Annotated in this window: 18 protein-coding genes; 4 read left to right on the top strand and 14 right to left on the bottom strand. The window is 38.4% G+C overall.

Going from position 1 to position 19,304, the window contains the following annotated elements:
- Positions 1–43: 43 nt before the first annotated feature.
- The 7 genes from artM to pmbA all read right to left on the bottom strand — a co-directional run bounded on the left by artM (position 44) and on the right by pmbA (position 5,800).
- Positions 44–727, bottom strand: coding sequence for an arginine ABC transporter permease ArtM (artM, locus tag ACWIT3_RS00840; RefSeq protein ID WP_457161188.1), 684 nt, complete (start codon positions 725–727; stop codon positions 44–46).
- Positions 727–1,398 (bottom strand): arginine ABC transporter permease ArtQ, encoded by a 672-nt coding sequence (gene artQ, locus ACWIT3_RS00845; RefSeq protein ID WP_457160961.1) that lies wholly within the window; start codon positions 1,396–1,398, stop codon positions 727–729. Before artQ ends, artM begins: the two co-directional genes overlap by 1 nt.
- A 6-nt stretch (positions 1,399–1,404) precedes the next feature.
- Positions 1,405–2,124 (bottom strand): lysine/arginine/ornithine ABC transporter substrate-binding protein, encoded by a 720-nt coding sequence (locus ACWIT3_RS00850; RefSeq protein WP_457160962.1) that lies wholly within the window; start codon positions 2,122–2,124, stop codon positions 1,405–1,407.
- Positions 2,125–2,138: 14 nt separating this feature from the next.
- Positions 2,139–2,870, bottom strand: coding sequence for an arginine ABC transporter ATP-binding protein ArtP (gene artP / locus ACWIT3_RS00855; protein ID WP_457160963.1), 732 nt, complete (start codon positions 2,868–2,870; stop codon positions 2,139–2,141).
- A gap of 183 nt (positions 2,871–3,053) precedes the next feature.
- On the bottom strand, positions 3,054–3,638 hold the full coding sequence (gene lpcA / locus ACWIT3_RS00860) for a D-sedoheptulose 7-phosphate isomerase (RefSeq protein ID WP_457160964.1): 585 nt from the start codon (positions 3,636–3,638) through the stop codon (positions 3,054–3,056).
- A 29-nt stretch (positions 3,639–3,667) separates the two neighbouring features.
- Complete coding sequence (hpt, locus tag ACWIT3_RS00865; RefSeq protein WP_457160965.1) at positions 3,668–4,207, bottom strand: hypoxanthine phosphoribosyltransferase; 540 nt, start codon at positions 4,205–4,207, stop codon at positions 3,668–3,670.
- Between the two features lie 237 nt (positions 4,208–4,444).
- Complete coding sequence (gene pmbA, locus ACWIT3_RS00870) at positions 4,445–5,800, bottom strand: metalloprotease PmbA (protein ID WP_457160966.1); 1,356 nt, start codon at positions 5,798–5,800, stop codon at positions 4,445–4,447.
- Positions 5,801–5,894: 94 nt separating this feature from the next.
- Here pmbA and yjgA point away from each other — a divergent pair, with 94 nt between their 5' ends.
- Positions 5,895–6,446, top strand: a complete 552-nt coding sequence (gene yjgA / locus ACWIT3_RS00875) for a ribosome biogenesis factor YjgA (RefSeq protein WP_457160967.1) — start codon at positions 5,895–5,897, stop codon at positions 6,444–6,446.
- Positions 6,447–6,496: 50 nt separating this feature from the next.
- On the opposite strand, the gene hflC is transcribed toward yjgA, so the two are convergent.
- The 6 genes from hflC to thrA all read right to left on the bottom strand — a co-directional run bounded on the left by hflC (position 6,497) and on the right by thrA (position 14,374).
- Complete coding sequence (gene hflC / locus ACWIT3_RS00880; protein ID WP_046339453.1) at positions 6,497–7,384, bottom strand: protease modulator HflC; 888 nt, start codon at positions 7,382–7,384, stop codon at positions 6,497–6,499.
- Entirely contained in the window at positions 7,384–8,625 is a 1,242-nt protein-coding gene (gene hflK / locus ACWIT3_RS00885) for an FtsH protease activity modulator HflK (protein WP_457160968.1), read from the bottom strand. The genes hflC and hflK overlap by 1 nt, the downstream gene beginning before the upstream one ends.
- Before the next feature lie 189 nt (positions 8,626–8,814).
- Complete coding sequence (locus tag ACWIT3_RS00890) at positions 8,815–9,537, bottom strand: 4'-phosphopantetheinyl transferase family protein (protein ID WP_457160969.1); 723 nt, start codon at positions 9,535–9,537, stop codon at positions 8,815–8,817.
- 123 nt (positions 9,538–9,660) lie between these two features.
- Complete coding sequence (gene thrC / locus ACWIT3_RS00895) at positions 9,661–10,935, bottom strand: threonine synthase (RefSeq protein WP_457160970.1); 1,275 nt, start codon at positions 10,933–10,935, stop codon at positions 9,661–9,663.
- Between the two features lie 19 nt (positions 10,936–10,954).
- The gene (thrB, locus tag ACWIT3_RS00900) at positions 10,955–11,899 is read right to left on the bottom strand and encodes a homoserine kinase (protein WP_457160971.1); all 945 of its coding nucleotides are present in this window, start codon (positions 11,897–11,899) and stop codon (positions 10,955–10,957) included.
- Between the two features lie 27 nt (positions 11,900–11,926).
- Positions 11,927–14,374, bottom strand: coding sequence for a bifunctional aspartate kinase/homoserine dehydrogenase I (gene thrA / locus ACWIT3_RS00905; protein ID WP_457160972.1), 2,448 nt, complete (start codon positions 14,372–14,374; stop codon positions 11,927–11,929).
- 359 nt (positions 14,375–14,733) lie between these two features.
- On the opposite strand from thrA, the gene ACWIT3_RS00910 reads away from it, so the two are divergent.
- The 3 genes from ACWIT3_RS00910 to ACWIT3_RS00920 are packed head-to-tail and all read left to right on the top strand — an operon-like array spanning position 14,734 to position 16,173.
- Positions 14,734–15,435, top strand: coding sequence for a YggS family pyridoxal phosphate-dependent enzyme (locus ACWIT3_RS00910; RefSeq protein ID WP_457160973.1), 702 nt, complete (start codon positions 14,734–14,736; stop codon positions 15,433–15,435).
- Between the two features lie 50 nt (positions 15,436–15,485).
- A complete protein-coding gene (locus ACWIT3_RS00915; RefSeq protein ID WP_457160974.1) occupies positions 15,486–16,049 on the top strand; it encodes a DUF6630 family protein in 564 nt (187 codons plus the stop codon).
- Positions 16,039–16,173, top strand: a complete 135-nt coding sequence (locus tag ACWIT3_RS00920) for a hypothetical protein (RefSeq protein WP_457161196.1) — start codon at positions 16,039–16,041, stop codon at positions 16,171–16,173. Before ACWIT3_RS00915 ends, ACWIT3_RS00920 begins: the two co-directional genes overlap by 11 nt.
- Positions 16,174–16,242: 69 nt before the next feature.
- Here ACWIT3_RS00920 and ACWIT3_RS00925 read toward each other — a convergent pair whose 3' ends face one another.
- Positions 16,243–19,125, bottom strand: coding sequence for an HD domain-containing protein (locus tag ACWIT3_RS00925; RefSeq protein ID WP_457160975.1), 2,883 nt, complete (start codon positions 19,123–19,125; stop codon positions 16,243–16,245).
- Between the last annotated feature and the right edge of the window lie 179 nt (positions 19,126–19,304).

Here is a 19,304-nt window from a genome sequence, read left to right on the forward strand (position 1 = left end):
TTTATTAAAATTCGCTTTTTTTAACCGCACTTTGCTCATATTGCTAAGATTTATCAACTTCTAGACGTTCAAATGACAAGACTTTTGTTTCTAATCTGCGTAATAGCAAAGTAGCAATTCCTGTGATCACTAAATAAATCCCACCCGCAATACTGTAAATCGTCAGCGCATCGTACTCGGTACCATATAGCTGTCTCGCATAGCCCATGATATCCATAAGGGTAATGGTCGAAGCTAATGCGGTGCCTTTAAAGACCAAAATAATTTCATTGCTATAAGAGGGCAATGCACGTTTTAACGCATAAGGAATCAAAATCTTTAATGTTTCTAAGCGAGTAAAACCTAGAGCCGCACAACTCTCCCACTGTCCTTTACTAATCGCTTTCACTGCGCCATAAAACAATTGTGTAGAATACGCACCACTGTTTAATGCAAGTGTCAACATCGCACAAAACCACGCATCTGATAAGAGCGGCCAAAGTGAACTCTCTACGATCCATTGGAATTGTCCTGGTCCAGCATAAATAAGGAAAAACTGCACTAATAAAGGCGTCCCCGTAAATAACGTCAAATACACATTAATACCACATTTGACCAGCTTATTGCCCATGGCTAGACCAAATGTAAAAGCAATTGCTAAAATAAAGGCGACACTCAGTGAGACGACAGTGAGTAATAAGCTCGTTGGAATCCCTTGTGCAATCACCATAAAATAATCTTGAAACATCATTTCACTCCTCTTTCAAAGCGAGTAAAACGCCATTCCAATTTACGAATAATAACTTGGCTCACTAAAGTAATCGCAAGATATAATAGTGCGGCTATGCCATACCAAGTAAAAGGCTGATGTGTCACTGTATTAACTAATTCTGCTTGACGCATTAAATCTTCTACTCCAATTAAAGACACTAGAGCGGTATCTTTCAATAACACTAACCATTGATTACTTAATCCTGGCAATGCATGACGCCAAACTTGCGGCATGATAATGTGGATAAAAGTATAACTTCGACTTAATCCTAACGCCGCCCCAGATTCCCATTGTCCAAGTGGGATCGCTTGAATTGCACCACGTAACGACTGAGAAGCATAAGCCGCAAAAATAATAGAAAGTGCGAAAACACCACAACTAAATGCACTAAATTGAATGAATTCACCCGTAATCATTTCTACAACTTCTGTCGAGCCAAAATAAATGAGCAAAACGACAAGAATTTCGGGTAAACCACGTAAGAGTGTAACAAGAACAGAAGTTGGTTTACGTACACATGACCATTTACTTGTTTCTAATACAACAAATAAAATTGATAAAATTAAACCAACAATCAACGAACAAACCGCTAACCCTAAGGTCATTAGGGTTGCGGTGTACATCAAAGAAAGATAATCAAAAAACATAATCGATTATTTTGTCATCCATTTATCATAAATTTTTTGGTATTCACCACTGGTTTTGATTGCCGCTAACCCTTTATTCAAATCATCTAATAATGCTTTGCTGGCTTTATTAACCGCAATACCAAGTCCATTACCAAAATACTTTTTATTTGTCACTTTATCGCCAACGAAACCTAGACTCTCTTCTTTCTGTAACATATCAACGAGTACCGCGGTATCACCAAAAATCACATCAATTCGACCATTTTTCAAATCAAGAATTGCGCTTTGCAAGCTTGCATAAGGCACAGGCTGATATTGTTTTGCTTCCGCCACAACATATTGTTGGAAAGTAGTACCATTTTGCACGCCAACTTTTTTCGCATTTGCTAAGTCTGCTTTGCCTTTTACGGCAATAAAGCTAGCTGAACTATCGTAATAAGGGTCGCTAAAACTCACTTGTTTTGCACGAGCTTCTGTAATATCAATAGCGGAAATGGCTGCATCAAAATGTTTAGAACGTAACCCCGTAATCAAACTGTCAAATGCTTGTCCTTTGAAATGACATGTTGCTTGAATTTCTTGACAAATTGCCTTCGCAATATCCACATCAAAACCGATGATTTCCCCTTTCTCATTTGTTAATTCAAAAGGAGGATAACTCGGCTCCATCGCGAATGTAATATCTTTCGCATTGGCGGCAAAGGCAGTACTTGCTAAAAGTGCGGTTAAAAGTAATTTTTTCATGTTGTGTCCTTATTTTAGTGTGATAAATATTGTTTAAATTGCTCTGTTTTTGGCGATTCAAAACAGCTCGCATCGCCCATTTCGATAATATGTCCTTGTTCCATATACACGACTTTGGTTGCCACTTTTTTTGCAACAGCGACCTCATGAGTGACAATCACTTGAGTAATACCCGTTTGTTGTAATTCTTTAATAATATCAACTACCTGTGCAGTAATTTCAGGATCCAACGCAGCAGTGGGTTCATCAAATAATAAAACTTGTGGTTTCATCATCAGCGCTCTAGCAATCGCGACACGTTGTTGCTGTCCTCCAGACAGATGTAATGGAAAACGCGTAGCAAATTGCTCTAAACGTAAGCGTTTTAATAATTCCAAGGCGTGTGCGCGAGCGGTTTCATCATCTAATTTCAATACTTTTTTAGGGGCTTCAATTAAATTTTCCATCACCGTTAAATGAGGCCATAAATTATACTGTTGAAAAACCATACCCACATCTTGACGTAATCGGCAAATTTGTTTTGGATTTGCAGTAGTTGCAGAAAGATCAAAACGATTATTTGCAATCACTAACTCACCCGATGTTGGAACTTCCAATAAGTTCAACGTGCGAATCAAAGTGCTTTTGCCCGCCCCACTTGGTCCTAACAAAACAACAGTATCCCCTTCCTCTGCATGTAAGCTAATATCAAACAGCGCTTGTGAAGTACCATAAAAAAAGTTTAAATTTTTAACACTAATTGCCATTGTTCAAAAAATCTCTACAATTTAAAACTGCAATAATATTAATATTTATTGCATAATTATGCAAACAAATTTTGTATAAAAAATGTTACAAATAAAAAATCCTCTCTCATAACATGAAAGAGGATTGTTTCATCTAAAAAAGCAAAGAAATCAACCGCACTTTACTTATGTTCAAATTCGCGATTATTGTACTTTTGCCATCTCAAATTCAATTAGCATCATTAAAATATGAATCACTTTAATGTGAATCTCTTGGATACGATCAGCATAACCAAAATGTGGCACACGAATTTCCACATCGGCTAACCCTGCCATTTTTCCACCATCTTTACCCGTCATCGCAATAACCTTCATGCCTTTCTCTTTAGCAGCTTGAATCGCATTAAGGATATTTTTAGAGTTACCTGACGTTGACAAACCAAACAAAACATCGCCTTTTTGTCCCACAGCCTCAACATAACGTGAGAACACATATTCATAGCCAAAATCATTACTCACACAACTTAAATGACTGACATCTGAAATGGCAATCGCAGGATAGCCAGGGCGATTTTCACGATAACGCCCTGTCAATTCTTCAGCAAAGTGCATGGCATCACAGTGTGACCCCCCATTACCACAAGATAACACTTTTCCACCTTGCTTAAAGCTATCCGAAATTAATAGCGCGGCTTGCTGAATTAGCTTGATGTTATTTTCATCCTTTATGAATGTATTTAACACGTCTGCCGCTTCATTCAGTTCTGCTTTAATTTGATCAAAATACATAACTTCTCCTTTTAACGCTAAAAACGACCTTATTCTTCTAGCACAACATGACCGATGTAACCTAAATTACGATAACGTTGCGCATAATCAATACCGTAACCTACCACAAATTCGTCAGGGATAGTAAAGCCAACCCACTCAACTGGCACATCGACTTCACGGCGAGAGGGTTTATCTAGCAATGTACAAATGGTTAATGACGCTGGATCGCGTAATTTTAAGATCTCGCGGACTTTTTGCAGTGTATACCCTGTATCAATGATGTCTTCAACAATTAAGACATGCTCATCTTTAATATCGCCATCGAGATCTTTGCTAATTTTTACATCATGATTTGTCGTCATACCACTGCCATAACTTGATGTTGTCATAAATTCAATTTCAACAGGCAAGTTAATCTCACGGACAAGATCCGCCATAAACATAAATGAACCACGTAACAGTCCAACCACAATCACTTTTTCTACTGCTTTTTGTTGGTAATACTGCGTAATTTCACGACCGAGTTCTTGAATGCGAGCACGAACTTTTTCTTCCGAGATTAAAATACCAACATGATGTTTTTTCATTTTGTTTACCTTGTATTTAGGAGGGATGATAAAAGCTCATTCTACAAAAAAAAGGCTGAAGTTTAAACCTTCAGCCTATAAATACCCTAACGAATTTACTTTCTACTCTACCTGTTTGGAGTATGACCCTGACTGAAAATGATCTACTCTATCATTTTCAATTGAATCTCTAACAGATGTGTGTATCTTAGCAAATTATTTTCTCTTGTCAATAAGAATTATTATCATTTTCAAAAATTAATTTCCTGATACTTTTAATGTATCGAGTAAAATTGCTCCCGTCTGAATATTCGAACGATGCTCAATGTCATCAGACACCGCCACGATATGACGTAACATCTCTTTTAACTGACCGGCAATTGTAATTTCTGCTACAGGATATTGGATTTCACCGTTTTCTACCCAAAATCCTGCTGCGCCACGTGAATAATCCCCCGTCACTAAATTTACGCCTTGCCCCATTAAATCGGTGACCAATAGGCCTGTCCCCATTTCTCGTAGCAATGCAGGTAATCCACCTGTCATATTGGGCTTGACGAACCAGTTATGGATGCCGCCTGCATGCCCTGTACTTTGCATCCCCAATTTTTTACCGCTATAACTAGTTAAAAGGTAAGTTTGCAAAATACCTTGTTCAATGATCTCTCGGTTTTGTGTACGCACCCCTTCGCTATCGAAAGGAGAAGAAGCAAGTTGACCGATTAAGTGTGGGCGTTCACTAATCTGAAACCATTCGGGTAATACGCGTTTACCTAAGTGATCAAGTAAAAAACTTGCTTTGCGGTATAAACTGCCACCACTAATTGCCGCAGTTAAATGACTAATTAATCCCGTCGCTACATCATTGGCAAAAATTACGGGAACATGTTGTGTAGCTAATTTACGTGGTTGCAAACGTGATAATGTTTTCTTTGCACAATTTTCCCCCACCCATGTGGCGCTTTCGAGCTGGTTCAGATTACGTGAAATAGTATATTCATAATCACGTTCTAACTGTTCATCTATCCCACCTATCACAGAACAAGAGAGTGAATAACGGCTAGATAAGTAGCTTTGTAGCATACCATAGCTGTTACCATAGACACGTACACCAGTATGTGAATTAAACGCAGCTCCTTCGCTATTTACAATACGTTTATCATATGACAATGCGGCTTGCTCTGCTGCAAGTGCCAGTGTTAATGCACGATCCACATCCATCTCGGCAGCATGATACAAATCTAAATCAGGGGCATCAAACGCCATTAATTCACGTTCTGCTAGCCCCGCACAATCATCGGCTGACGTATACTTTGCAATCGCTAATGCCGCCTCGACAGCATTCTTAATTGCCCCATGACTTAAGTCAGAAGTAGACGCATTCCCCTTTTGCTGACCTAAATACACAGAAATGCCCAAAGCACCATCATTATTAAATTCAACATTCTCAACTTCTTGTAAACGTGTAGAAACGGATAAGCCACTCACTTTGGTGACCGCCACTTCCGCTGTTGCACCTGCTTTTTGTGCCACGTCAACCGCATAACTGACCGCATCACGTAACGCTTGTTCTTGCTGCATTAAAAGTGCGGTGGATTGTTCAGTATTTTTCATCTTACTTCCTTCAAACAAATTTGGGGCATTTTATCCTATTTTAAAATTTCATGCTAAAATGTTCGCTGAATTTTGTAAGATTAAAGGAAAGAAAATGGCAAAGCGTGGCAAAAATAGCATTGATTGGGATAACACCAATTGGGATGCAGAAGAGCAAGAAGAAATTATTTGGGTAAGTAAAAGTGAAATCAAACGCGATGCCGAAGCATTAAAAAAACTCGGGGAAAAACTGGTCAACCTCAATAAAGCCAAGTTAGACAAAATCCCACTTGATGAGAAATTACTTGAAGCAATTGAGCTCGCACAACGATTACAAAAAGAAGCGAAGCGTCGCCAATTACAATACATTGGAAAGTTATTACGTAATATAGAGGCAGAACCTATTCAAGATGCCCTAGAAAAGCTAGAAAATAAACATAACCAGCAGCAAGCTATGTTACACAAACTGGAAATGCTACGTGATACATTAATTGCTGATAATGAGGTATTAACTCAATTTTTAGCCGAACATCCTGACGCGGATCGCCAGCATTTACGCAATTTAATCCGTGCCGCACAAAAAGAAAAAGAACAAAATAAACCACCTAAGGCTTATCGAGACATCTTTCAATATTTAAAAACCATAATGTTAGATGCGTCATCATGACAATAAAAAAGCGTGAGTATTTTTCTCACGCTTTTTTATTTATGACCCGATTACTTCGTAGGAGCCTGCATAAAGCGGAAGAACTCACTATCTGGTTTTAAAATCATCATATTTTCTGAATTTGCAAAGCTGCTTTCGTAAGCCTTTAAACTTCTCAAGAAACTATAAAATTGTGGTTCTTGCGAAAAAGCGTCAGAAAACACTTTAGCTGCGGTCGCATCACCAGAGCCTCGTAACTCTTGCGCGGCACGGTTTGCATTCGCTAAAATTAACGTGACTTTACGATCCACATCCGCTTGAATAAATGCGGCTTTCTCACGACCTTGTGAACGGTGTTCACGTGCAACAGCATCTCGCTCAGCACGCATACGCTGATAAATTGATGAGGATACTTCATCTGGTAAATTGATTTGTTTTACTCGTACATCAACCACTTCAATTCCCAGTTCAGCGGTACTATCCGCGCCCGTATTTAAAGCTTTACGTGCCCCATCCATTAATTCACCACGTGTACCAGAAACAATGTCTTTAATCGTACGTGAACCAATTTCTGAACGTAAACGGTCATTCACTTTACGGCGCAACAAGTTAGAAGCTTGAGCATAATCACCGCCCCCTGTTGCAGTATAAAAACGCCCGAAATCACTAATACGCCACTTCACATAAGAATCCACAAGTAAGTCTTTTTTCTCAACCGTCACAAAACGATCAGCTTGACCATCGAGTGTACGAATACGAGCATCTAAAATTTTGATAGAGTCGATAAAAGGAATCTTGAAATGTAAGCCTGGATTATACACGACCACTTTGTTATCAGCGTCACGGTGGACTTTGCTAAAACGCAACATAATGCCACGCGTTCCTTCTGATACAATGACCACACTCGAATATAAAACAGCAGCAATAACAAGAATCGCTGGGGTTAAAAACTTACGCATTAATTAAATCTCCCTTGACGAACTGTCTCTTGTCTTGTTGAAGGTAATGAAGTCGATGGCGCCGACGGTGTTTCAACACGAATAACAGGAACTGGACGCGACTCCTCTACAGGATTTTGTGCAGCATGAGTTTTGCTCGCTTGTCCTTTTAAAATTTGTTCAAGTGGTAAAACCGTTAGGTTATTGCCACTATTTGCATCTAACATTACTTTAGGGGTAGACGCCATTACTTTTTCCATTGTTTGAATATACAAACGCTCACGTAATAGCTCTGGTGCGGCTTTAAATTCTGGTAATAAACGCTCAAAACGCTCTACTTCCCCTTTGGCATCTAATACGACACGATCTTTATACGCCGTTGCTTCTTCTAAAATACGTTGTGCATCACCACGCGCAATTGGTTCACGTTCACGTGCATAAGCTTCAGCTTCACGAATATAACGTTGTTCATCTTCTTGTGCTTTAATAGCATCATCAAATGCATCTTTCACTTCTTCTGGCGGACGAGCTGATTGGAAGTTTACATCAACTACTTCAAGGCCCATATTGTAAGGTTCAATGATATTATTTAAGGTTTTCCACGTATTTTCACGTACCACTGAACGCCCTGTCGTCAGAATATCATCCATCGACATATGACCAATGACATAACGTAATGCGCTGTCAGTCGCCTGATTCAAACTGTCATCCGCATTGGTTACACTAAATAAATATTTTGCTGGATCATGAACGCGGTATTGTACTGTCATTTCTACTTTTACCATGTTCTCATCTTGGGTTAACATCGAACCTTGCGTTCTCAACTCTTTCACTTGTTCCACGTTAACTGGAATCACACGATCAATAAAAGTCGGTTTCCAGTTTAAACCTGGTTGTACAATTGAGTGCAACTCACCAAAACGCATAACTACGCCGCGCTCAGCCTCTTTCACTGTGTAGAAACCACTGACTCCCCACACAATCGCGCCAATCACCGCTGCGATTGGTAATAATTTACCGAAATTAAACGAACCGCCTGAATTTGAACGACCGCGTTTATTTCCATTCCCCCCTAATTTTTTCAACAGATTATTAAACATCTCTTCAATATCAGGAGGAGATTGCTCTTGATTGCCTTTTCTACCATGCGAATGATCATTCCAACTCGGCTGTTCTCCCTCGTTGTGATCAGGACGATGATTTTCAGGCTTTTTTTGTCCTGGCTTACCCCAAGGATCTTGATCTGAACCGTTCAATGACATTACGTTCTCCATTTGTCAAAAAATTGTTACTTGCTTAAACAAATTTTAACAGTCTAAACAAAATATGTTGTGAAGTCTAACGAAACCCACTACTAAATGGGGATATTTTTTATGATTTAAAGTGCGTAAGAGAAAATCATCTACATCACCTTGCCAATATGCATGTTTTACTAACCGTCATCATTATTGTTAGCATGGGTTAACCACATAGTGCACGGTTTGGTGTAATGACACAGGCTTAAACCCTTGTTCATGCCACACCATACATTGATAGCTGATTGGCGTTTCGCTGTTAACAAAAAAAGCCAAATAAAAAGGGAGTGCCTGCGTAAACACTAATTGACCTGCAGGGCAATACGTTGAGTGAATCTGACGTAAAATGGGATCGTGCTTCACTTCGGCTAATTTCACGATTCCTATCCCTTGTGATTTCAACACAGCCTCACGCAAACACCAGGTCAAATAAAAAGCATCCTGAGGAGAAGCTTGCTGTAAAAACCAAGCTTGTTCAGCTTTGGGAGCAAAATGAGCTAATAACGCCGAAAAATCACGCGGTTTGTTCGGACACTCAATATCAATCCCAACAGCACTTCGTCCTTCTGCATTCACATTCAAAATCACTGCCACCCAATCCCCCGAATGACTAATGTTAAAGTCAATCTCTTCCACCGGCAACTGCGGGCGCCCACTTTCACTGTAATCAATATGTTTCAAAAGTGCGGTAGGTTTTTCTGACATTTTGAGGAGTTGCCACAATAAAAAATGTGCGACCCAACGACAACGATGGCGAATCTTCACACGCGTGTTCAGGCTTTTAATAGGCTGACGTAATTTTTCCGTCAATAATTCTGGCGGGATGGTGTCTAAAGGATAGGGTTGATGAATATTACCGTAGGCAATGAATGTGGTCATGTAACAATCTCTAGCGCGTTTGTAATAAAACAGGCTGTCATTTTGCAATATTACACCGCCCATTACTATCTCTGAAGAGAAAAATGACCTCTCCTGTCACATACTACAGGAGAGGTGAGCCTATTATCCAAGCAAATAGCGTCTTAATTGAGTAAAATCATTTTCCATCACATCAGAAAGTAATGGCAATACAGCGTGTTTTGCTAACGCTTCTGGCAGGTCTAATTCAAGATCCAAAATGCGTTCTACACTTTCTTTAAATTTCGCAGGGTGTGCAGTGCAAAGGAATAAACCTGTTTCGCCCGCTTGAAGATCTTGTTTTAATACACGATAAGCAACCGCACCATGTGGCTCACATAAATACCCTTTTTCGTGCATTTGTTTTAAAGTTTCTTCCGTTTCACTGTCATTGACGGCATCTGAATGTAAGTCTGACAATGCCCAACCGTTACGCTTAAATAATTCTTCAACACGTGGCCAGTTATTTGGACGGCTTACGTCCATTGCATTAGATAAGGTCGCAACAGTGTCATTTGGTTGCCAATTTCCACTGCGTAAATAGCGAGGAACCGTATCATTCACGTTGGTTGAAGCCACAAAACGCTTAATTGGTAAACCCAGTGATTTAGCAATTAAACCGGCTGTTAAGTTACCAAAGTTACCACTTGGTACAGACACTACTACATTGTCACGAGCGTCTTTCGGCAATTGTGCTACTGCTTCAAAGTAATAACAAACTTGCGCTAACAAACGGCTGATATTAATTGAGTTTGCCGAGTTTAACCCAATCGCTTGACGTAATTCTGCATCATCAAATGCTTGTTTTACTAAAGCTTGGCAATCATCAAAATCCCCTTTAATTGCCACAGTGCGAATATTGCCGCCTAATGTACAGAATAATTTTTCTTGTAGTGGGCTGATTTTTCCTTGTGGGTATAAAATCACCACGTCGATATTTTCTAAGCCATAAAATGCGTGTGCAACTGCTGCACCTGTGTCACCAGAAGTTGCAGTTAGGATCGTGATTTTACCGTCACCACGCACAGTCGCTAACGCTTGCGCCATAAAGCGCCCACCAAAGTCTTTAAAAGCTAACGTTGGACCGTGAAATAACTCAAGTGCATAAACCCCCTCTTCTACTTTTACCACTGGCGCGGGGAACGTAAACGCATTTTTCACCATTTGTGCTAATTGACTTTCCGCAATTTCATCTCCAATTAATGCACCAAGAATTTTTTGGCTACGCTCAACTAATGGCAATGCAAGTAAGCTGTCAATGTCATCAAAGTGCGGTATGTTTTCAGGGAAAAATAAGCCTTGGTTCTTACCCAAACCTTGACGGACAGCTTGTGCAAAATTCACTTGTTCTTCAGGGTGTTTGATGTTGTATAAATTCATATTGTTTTCCGTTTTTCAATTAATCGAGCGCTCTCGCACCTTGGTTGTCCACTTTACAAATATGCACAAAGCCTTCATTGTTTTGCAAGTAATGATGTTCTAAATAGGTTGATAATTTCATTGCAGTGGCTAAATCTGGTGCAATGGCAAAAATCGTCGGGCCTGAGCCTGAAATCCCCGTTGCTAACGCGCCTAAATCACGAGTTGCTTGTTTCACGTCGGCAAAATTTGGTAATAACGCTTCACGATAAGGTTCAGCAATTACGTCTTTCATCATTAAGGCAGAAAGTTGTGCTTGTTTAGTATGGCAGGCGTGAACAAAGCTCCCTAAATGGCGCGCTTGTGCAATCACATCTTGACGAGTATAGCTTTTCGGTAAAATAGCGCGCGCTTCTGCCGTTGACACTTCAATCCCAGGGTAAGCCAACACCCAATACCATTCATCAAAAAATGGTAGTGTTTGACAAATATTGCCCAGTGATTGCACCATTAATTGCACGCCACCTAAATAGCAAGGCGCTACGTTATCATAGTGAATTGACCCCGAAATACGCCCTTCTAACTCGCCCATCATCTCTAACAATTCCATTTTAGAAAATGGTTCTTGATGGAATTGATTTAACGCTACTAACGCCGCCACGATAGAACACGCACTGGATCCTAAACCAGAACCAATCGGCATATTTTTTTCTAAGGTTAAACGCAATGGACGCACTTGCGTACCACGTAATTTTAAACGCTCGCTAAATAAAACATATGCCTGATAAACAATGTTTTTTTGTGGTTCTTTTGGCAATTTACGCACAAAATAACCCGCACTTTCTAGCTCGAATCCACTTGGAATAGATTCAATTTGCACCACATCACCTAGCAATGAGCCATCAATTGGGGACACTGCCGCCCCCAATGTATCAAAGCCCACACTTAAATTTGCACTGGATGCTGGTGCATAAATTCTAAGCATCTTATTTTCCATTTGATTAATAACCGATTAGTTTTGTAATGTTCTTAAAATGTCGGCAAAAATACCTGCTGCAGTTACTGCATTACCCGCACCGTATCCACGTAAAAGCAATGGTGCGGGTTGATAATAACGCGTATAGAACGCTAACGCATTTTCACCATTTTTCACTTTATACAGCGGATCCTCTTCTTCAACTTCTCGAATCGATACCTGACATTTTCCGTTTTCAATTTGTCCAACATAACGTAACACACAGCCTTTCGCTTTTGCTTGAGCAACACGTTGTGCAAATTGTGCATCTAATTCTGGCAACATTGCCATAAATTCTGCGGTAGATTTCCCTTCTGCAAAGCCAGCAGGTAAAACACTTTCTACCTCAACATCAGCCAGTTCAAGTTGTAATCCTGTTTCACGCGCCAAAATCAATAATTTCCGTGCCACATCTTGTCCTGATAAATCATCACGAGGGTCAGGCTCAGTAAAGCCTTTTTCACGCGCAAGTGCGGTCGCTTCGGATAAAGAAAGACCATTTTCTAACTCACCAAAAATAAAAGAAAGCGAGCCAGATAAGATCCCGTTAAATTTAACGACTTCATCGCCTGCAGCTAACAAATTCTGCAAGTTTTCAATCACTGGTAAACCTGCCCCTACGTTAGTGTCATACAGGAATTTGCGTTGGTTATTACGCGCTTGCTCACGTAATGCATTGTAATACGCCATCTCTCGTGTATTCGCTTTTTTATTTGGCGTCACTACATGAAATCCCTCCGACAGCGCTCTCACATACAAACCTGACACAGATTCTGCCGACGTACAATCCACAAAAACAGGATTCACAACATGATGTAATTTAATAAATGACAATAACACATCAAAATCAGACGGCTGAGTCGCATTTTCTAAATCCGTTTGCCAATTTTCTAAACATAAACCATCTGCTTTCAACAACATTTTATTGGAATTAGCAATCGCACAAACACGAATTTCAATGTCTTTTTTGGCTAAATAAGCTTTCTGACTTTTAATTTGCTCAATCAGCTGACCTCCGACACCACCCACGCCGACCAAAAAAACGTCAACAACCTTTTTATTATTAAATAATGCTTGATGCGTCGCTTTCACCGCTTCGATCGCTTTATTTAACGAAACTACCGCAGAAATAGAACGCTCAGAAGACCCTTGTGCGATAGCCACAATACTAATATTGGCTTGAGCAAGTGCTGAGAAGAAACGCGCTGCGATGCCTTTCGCTTGCTTCATGCCATCACCTACCACTGAAATAATCGATAAATCGCGAATCACCTCAATTGGCTCCAGCGCATTTACTCTTAATTCTTGTTCAAATTCTTTTTCTAACGTCAGTTTTGCCACCTCAACCGATTTGGCTGGCACACAAAAACTGATACTGTATTCTGATGAGGATTGCGTAATTAAAATGACAGAGACTCCCGCATTTGACATCGCAGAGAAAACACGCGAAGCCATACCAACCATACCTTGCATACCAGGACCTGACACGTTGAACATCGCAACATTATCCAAATTCGTAATACCTTTGACTTGCAGTTGCTCCGATGTCACATTGCCATCGATAATCGAGCCTGGCGCAGAAGGGTTGCCTGTATTTTTAATTAAACAAGGAATATTTTTTTGCACCAAAGGACCAATTGTACGTGGATGAATCACTTTTGCGCCGAAATAAGAGAGCTCCATCGCTTCACGATAAGAAAGGCTTGGTAATAAACGTGCATCAGGTACTAAACGTGGATCACAAGTAAACACGCCATCTACATCAGTCCAGATCTCACATGCGCTCGCCCCCAAGCAAGCCGCTAAACATGCCGCAGAATAATCCGACCCATTACGTCCCAGTAAAACCAATTCCCCTTTCTCATTCCCTGCTGTAAAGCCTGCCATTAATACTACATTTTTAGTAGGGATTGATTTTGCATCGACACGTTTTTCTGAGGCATCAAGATCAACGGAAGACTCTAAATAACCGCCATGCGCTAAAAGTTTTTCGACGGGGTTTATCACCGTTACATCATAACCACGCGCTTCAAACCACGCTTTCATCATCGCAATTGATAATTTTTCGCCACGACAATCAATCGTCGCTTTCACAGCATCTGACACAGAACCTTGTTGGCGAATTTGTTCTAAAACCTCTTTGATTTGTGCAAATTCTGCCTCAATTAATGCTTTTGTCCCTTCAAGATCAAAATGATTATTTTCTTCATATAAACCATGAATAATGTTATAGAAAATATCTAACGCTTCATTGAAATGAGAATCGGTGGGTTGATTTAAACTGGCTTTTTCAGAAAGGGCGACAAGATGATTCGTAATTTTGGCTGGAGCAGATAACACGCCGGCGGCTTGTTCTTCAAAATGGGCTTTTTCGATAAGTTGTGCCGCCTGCGAAAAACGCGCTGGATTCGCTAACGACGTTCCCCCGAACTTTAATACACGCATAATAAACTCTCCTCGATGTTGTGAATTTTAAAAATATGGTAAAAATTTCATAAAAAAACCCGCACTTTTTACTGAGTACGGGTTTGGTGTAATGTGATCTATTTTCTACGCACTAACCCGCACCATTAATCGTAATAATGGTGGTAGTCATCATAATCATCGTTACAGTAGTGCGTTTATTCATCATATTGGTTAAAAATAAAAAAGAATGCGTAAGAAATACCGAAATTTACTGAGGTTGTCAAACAGAAAATGAAAAAAAACAGTAAATTTTTAAAATCCCTCAAGTTCTTGTAATATAGCGGATATTTTTTACAGAAAAACATATTGCAAACGATGACTTAGCAGGACAGTTTTCCATGACAATTCAACAAAACTTGACCCAAATTCGAACTCAAATCAGCCAATGTGCTGTCCAAATAAACCGCCCTGAAAGTGCGGTCAAATTATTAGCCGTTTCGAAAACAAAACCTGTCGAAGCTATCTATCAAGCCTATCAAGCTGGACAAACGGCTTTCGGCGAAAATTATGTGCAAGAAGGCGTGGAAAAAATTCAATACTTCGAGAAACAAAACATCACACTCGAGTGGCATTTCATCGGCCCACTACAATCCAATAAAACAAAATTAGTGGCTGAAAACTTTGACTGGATGCAAACTATCGACCGCAAAAAAATTGCCGACCGCTTAAACGAACAACGTCCACACTACAAAAAGCCCTTGAATGTGTTAATCCAAATTAACATCAGCGACGAAGAAAGCAAATCGGGCATTCAACCAGAAGAAATGCTAGACCTTGCAAAACACATTCAAAACCTACCGCACTTATGCCTCCGCGGCTTAATGGCGATCCCAGCCCCAACAGACGATCTTGCCAAACAAGAACAAGCCTTCACTCAAATGAACACGTTATTTGAACAACTCAAACAAACATTACCAGAAGCACAAATTGATACGCTTTCAATGGGAATGACTGATGATATGCCAAGTGCGATTAAATGTGGCTCAACAATGGTGAGAATTGGGACGGCGATTTTTGGGGCGAGGGATTATGCTAAGTAAATAGAAAATAAGCCTCACATTAATAAAAAAATTGATAAAAGTATCTAAAAATGAACACCGAATTAAAACAAGATCTTTCCGAACTTTTACGCTTATCACTCGTAGATGATGAGTTTATCGAACAATATATAGACGACATTGCAGCCCTTTTTGAAGCACAAGGTGAATGGGCTGATGGGTATTTATATTGGCAAGAAAAAGGGATTTTGCCAGCAGATCCTGAGCACGCACATTATGATGAATATTTCGACTGGGATGAAAATGCGTTTGTTGTGGACAGTCAACTCTATCCGAGCCTAAGTTTGGCGGATATTCTCGAACAACAAGCCCTTTCTAAATTGACCGATTGGAAATTTGATGCGGAAGAATTGGAAGATGCTGTCAATAGTATGTTGACCAATAAAATCAAACTCGAATGCCCTGAAGAAACCTATAATGATGCACTCTACCCTTACGTTCAACAAGCACTTGCTCAACAAAATTACACTCTTTGTAACTATTGGAACGGCAATGACAGTTGCTTGTTTATGATTTTCTCTTTTGAAGGATATGAATGTATTCGAGAAATTGCTCGTAAGTGGAATATTTCTATTTGTGCGGTTGATGAGGGATAGTAAAGTTTACAATTTCATCTATGATACTAGTCTGCGTGACCAAGACCAAGCGTTAGACTACGCCAAAGGCAAAGGTTGGGATGAAGTGACAATGCGCAAATGGTTGAGTGTGGCGATGAAGTAGGATATGAAACCTCAGACTGAAAAAACCTAATGTAATGGCGGGTTTTAACCCGCCTTATCTTTTATTTGACTACTCAGTTTCATTTATATATGAATCTAATATTTTCTTCAATTCTTCAATTAGATCCTTAATTAGGATATTAATGTCTTCTTTACTAAGGTAATCTTGTTTTTTGTTGTCATATATCCAATTTATGAGATTCTCAGAGCTATCAAAGAATTTTTCATCAGTAATATCATTTTTAAAATCAATAGGTAAGATCAAAAAATCATCTTTATATGAAATATATCTAAATATATCACCATAATGAAAACCTTCAGAGTTTATAGATAATGCCCTATATTTTCCCCAGGCCGGAAAAAACAATCTACATCCAAGTCTGTTAGATTTTTTCTTTTCTTTAATAATTTCTACCAAATATTTTTCTGACACAGGGAGAAGATCATTTTCATCAAAACTATATGTAAATTTATCAACATATTCAACATTAGATCCATAATCCTTCTCGATTTTTTCTTTATCAATAGAATAAAAAATATTTGATTTTGTAATACTCAAAAGCAGAAAGTGTAATAAATTTCTCCTTGTATAATTTCTTATGGTCTGCTCTTCAAGAAATTCATTATGATAATCTCCATCTATAAAAACAATATTTTCCTCACACGGATTCTGCTTAATTTTATTTATCAGTTCTTCTAGATTATATGAATCTTGAATATCAACATCATTGATCTTATTAATGATGCTTGATTCTGGAATTTCCATTTCATCAGAGATACAATAATAACTGAGAGCTGCAAAAGGTTTTTTATCATCTGGAATTTTATCAAAATTTCTCATAATATAGTTTTTAATAACTTTATGAATTTTCTTAACTGCACTAGAGCGACTAGTGGATAAAATTTTCTCTCTATTATAACTAAGAAAATTATCCGCAGTCTCGGAATAAATATCCACTCCACAATACACACACGGAACAGATATTGAAAAATCTGAAAATTTCTGTCCTCTAAAAAATGTATCTACACGAGGCACATAGAAGTCTCCGAATGAAATATTAAATAACATAATATTTTCCTTTTCATCCCAATAGGAAGAATCTATATTTTTATTTAAAACCTCATTCTTATAAGTAAGCAGCTCTATTTTAACAGGAGAATTACGACTAAATTCTATTATTTGGCCTAGAATAGACATAGTCTCAACGAAATCCAATCTAAACTCAGAATTGGTAATATCATATTTATTGAGCCTACTACTAATCTCTGCATACATTTCATTCTGATGAGAATAGCTATAGCTTTTAGGAAGTTTTTCTACTTTAATATCTATCTTGAACTCACACCCAAAAGAATTAAACTCAGAATACTCTATCTCCTTAATGCTAATGCCTTGATATTTATGAAAGTGTATTTCAAAACATCTTCTATCAATCATAGATGTACTTGTAATATGAAATTCATCAGCTAATAAAAATGCACTTTGTAGTCCAATACCAAAAGCACCAGATGGTCTAAACCACATTGGCATTTCATTTAATCTTTTTTGTTTCTCACTATTATATTTTGTACTACCAATATCTAACATAAATCTTAAATCATTAAGACTAACACCTATACCTTTATCTTTAACGGTTAAAACCCATATATCATCATTAAGTTTTTTGGGTTCAAAATTAACTTGAATTTTATATTTCTCTATGAGTTTAAGATAATTTTCATCAATTGGTGAAAGATTAGAAAAATCATATATATTTTTATTTTCAATCCAAATACGGTGAAGAGTTGAATCAACCGCATTTTGTAATATTTCTCGGATACTGTCAAAACGAGAACTATATAAACCAGAACCTCTGACTAAATTTAGTATGCTTTCTTTATTAAGCTGAAAAGATGGTTTTTTTCCTTCTTCAATAATGATATATGGGTGCTGAATAGTTACTTTAGGACTCATTAAGGTTGGAAGCCTGCCAAGCTGTTTACTCGGTACTATTTGATCCCAATGTTGAGTTTGATTGTGGTATTCTATTTTTAACCATTTGAACCAATCAAACGCAGCTTCATAAGATTCTGGAGTTGGACAAGCACATTCAACTTCAATGCGTTCTGAATCTAGGCGAAAGTGTTGAACTGAAAGATGTTTATCCCGATGCGCTTGGCTTAATGAAGGTAAATTATGGCTACACATCGCTATCATAACAGGGCAGAATCGGTTATCATCAATATCAAGTAGATCCCCCATTCTAAGTAGACATGCAACATATAATGGATGGCAATCTTCCGTTCCTAACCCTGCTTCTGCCTTAGGAAGCTCTTTTAGCATTTGCACAAAACTATCTCCGTGAGCTTTACAAATTTTAGCTAAAATATTAAACAAACGTTTTGGAATAAGTTCATTTCTTGAAGAGTCTAATCCTATTTCTTCCCACGGGTTTCTAACAATATTTGCTGAATTTATAGGGTGTTTACGACGATACCATTCTGCTAATAGCTGAATATATTGCTGGAAAAAGTCATGTGCTTTTGCTTTTTGTGGTAGAACTGCTTCATCTTTTATCCATTTTTTTGCAAAAGAAGATAATTCATTCTTTTCATCTAACGCTAATTTCTGAACAAAATCATTGAATGCAGGAGAATTCATATCTTCAATTTGTTTTTGAGTAATAACCATTCCTATATCATGTGAATATGCTGCTTCAAGTATCAACCACATATCTGTGGCTGTTAAATATTGAATTTTATCTCCTAATAATCGTTCAATATTGATAATAATCTGCTTTGAATGTGATACATCATGACGACTATAATGTGGGAAAATATGACCTACATTTTGAAGAGCTTTACTAATTAACTCTTTATCAAACCCCCATTGTGAACGGAGATATTGCAGTTGTGGATGTTGATCACAAGCCTGCTCAAAGTATTGTTCTAGGCTATTTAATATAGTGTTCATATATTACTCCAAAAGAGATATTAACAACTTGAATTTTAAAGCAAGTTTAGACGAGACTATTTGTCGATGTCAATTTAAGGAATAAAAACAAGCGCTCACTTCCCGATAAAATTTAGCAAATCTTATCAATAATCTAACCTCTTGCCTTTTTCTGATTTCGCCCTAAACTTATTCCATTT

The sequence above is a fragment of the Pasteurella sp. P03HT genome, from assembly GCF_054052285.1.

Coding starts and splice junctions, on each gene's coding strand:
- artM (WP_457161188.1), bottom strand. CDS start 727: ATGTTTCAAGATTATTTTATGGTGATTGCACAAGGGATTCCAACGAGC.
- artQ (WP_457160961.1), bottom strand. CDS start 1,398: ATGTTTTTTGATTATCTTTCTTTGATGTACACCGCAACCCTAATGACC.
- ACWIT3_RS00850 (WP_457160962.1), bottom strand. CDS start 2,124: ATGAAAAAATTACTTTTAACCGCACTTTTAGCAAGTACTGCCTTTGCC.
- artP (WP_457160963.1), bottom strand. CDS start 2,870: ATGGCAATTAGTGTTAAAAATTTAAACTTTTTTTATGGTACTTCACAA.
- lpcA (WP_457160964.1), bottom strand. CDS start 3,638: ATGTATTTTGATCAAATTAAAGCAGAACTGAATGAAGCGGCAGACGTG.
- hpt (WP_457160965.1), bottom strand. CDS start 4,207: ATGAAAAAACATCATGTTGGTATTTTAATCTCGGAAGAAAAAGTTCGT.
- pmbA (WP_457160966.1), bottom strand. CDS start 5,800: ATGAAAAATACTGAACAATCCACCGCACTTTTAATGCAGCAAGAACAA.
- yjgA (WP_457160967.1), top strand. CDS start 5,895: ATGGCAAAGCGTGGCAAAAATAGCATTGATTGGGATAACACCAATTGG.
- hflC (WP_046339453.1), bottom strand. CDS start 7,384: ATGCGTAAGTTTTTAACCCCAGCGATTCTTGTTATTGCTGCTGTTTTA.
- hflK (WP_457160968.1), bottom strand. CDS start 8,625: ATGTCATTGAACGGTTCAGATCAAGATCCTTGGGGTAAGCCAGGACAA.
- ACWIT3_RS00890 (WP_457160969.1), bottom strand. CDS start 9,537: ATGACCACATTCATTGCCTACGGTAATATTCATCAACCCTATCCTTTA.
- thrC (WP_457160970.1), bottom strand. CDS start 10,935: ATGAATTTATACAACATCAAACACCCTGAAGAACAAGTGAATTTTGCA.
- thrB (WP_457160971.1), bottom strand. CDS start 11,899: ATGCTTAGAATTTATGCACCAGCATCCAGTGCAAATTTAAGTGTGGGC.
- thrA (WP_457160972.1), bottom strand. CDS start 14,374: ATGCGTGTATTAAAGTTCGGGGGAACGTCGTTAGCGAATCCAGCGCGT.
- ACWIT3_RS00910 (WP_457160973.1), top strand. CDS start 14,734: ATGACAATTCAACAAAACTTGACCCAAATTCGAACTCAAATCAGCCAA.
- ACWIT3_RS00915 (WP_457160974.1), top strand. CDS start 15,486: ATGAACACCGAATTAAAACAAGATCTTTCCGAACTTTTACGCTTATCA.
- ACWIT3_RS00920 (WP_457161196.1), top strand. CDS start 16,039: ATGAGGGATAGTAAAGTTTACAATTTCATCTATGATACTAGTCTGCGT.
- ACWIT3_RS00925 (WP_457160975.1), bottom strand. CDS start 19,125: ATGAACACTATATTAAATAGCCTAGAACAATACTTTGAGCAGGCTTGT.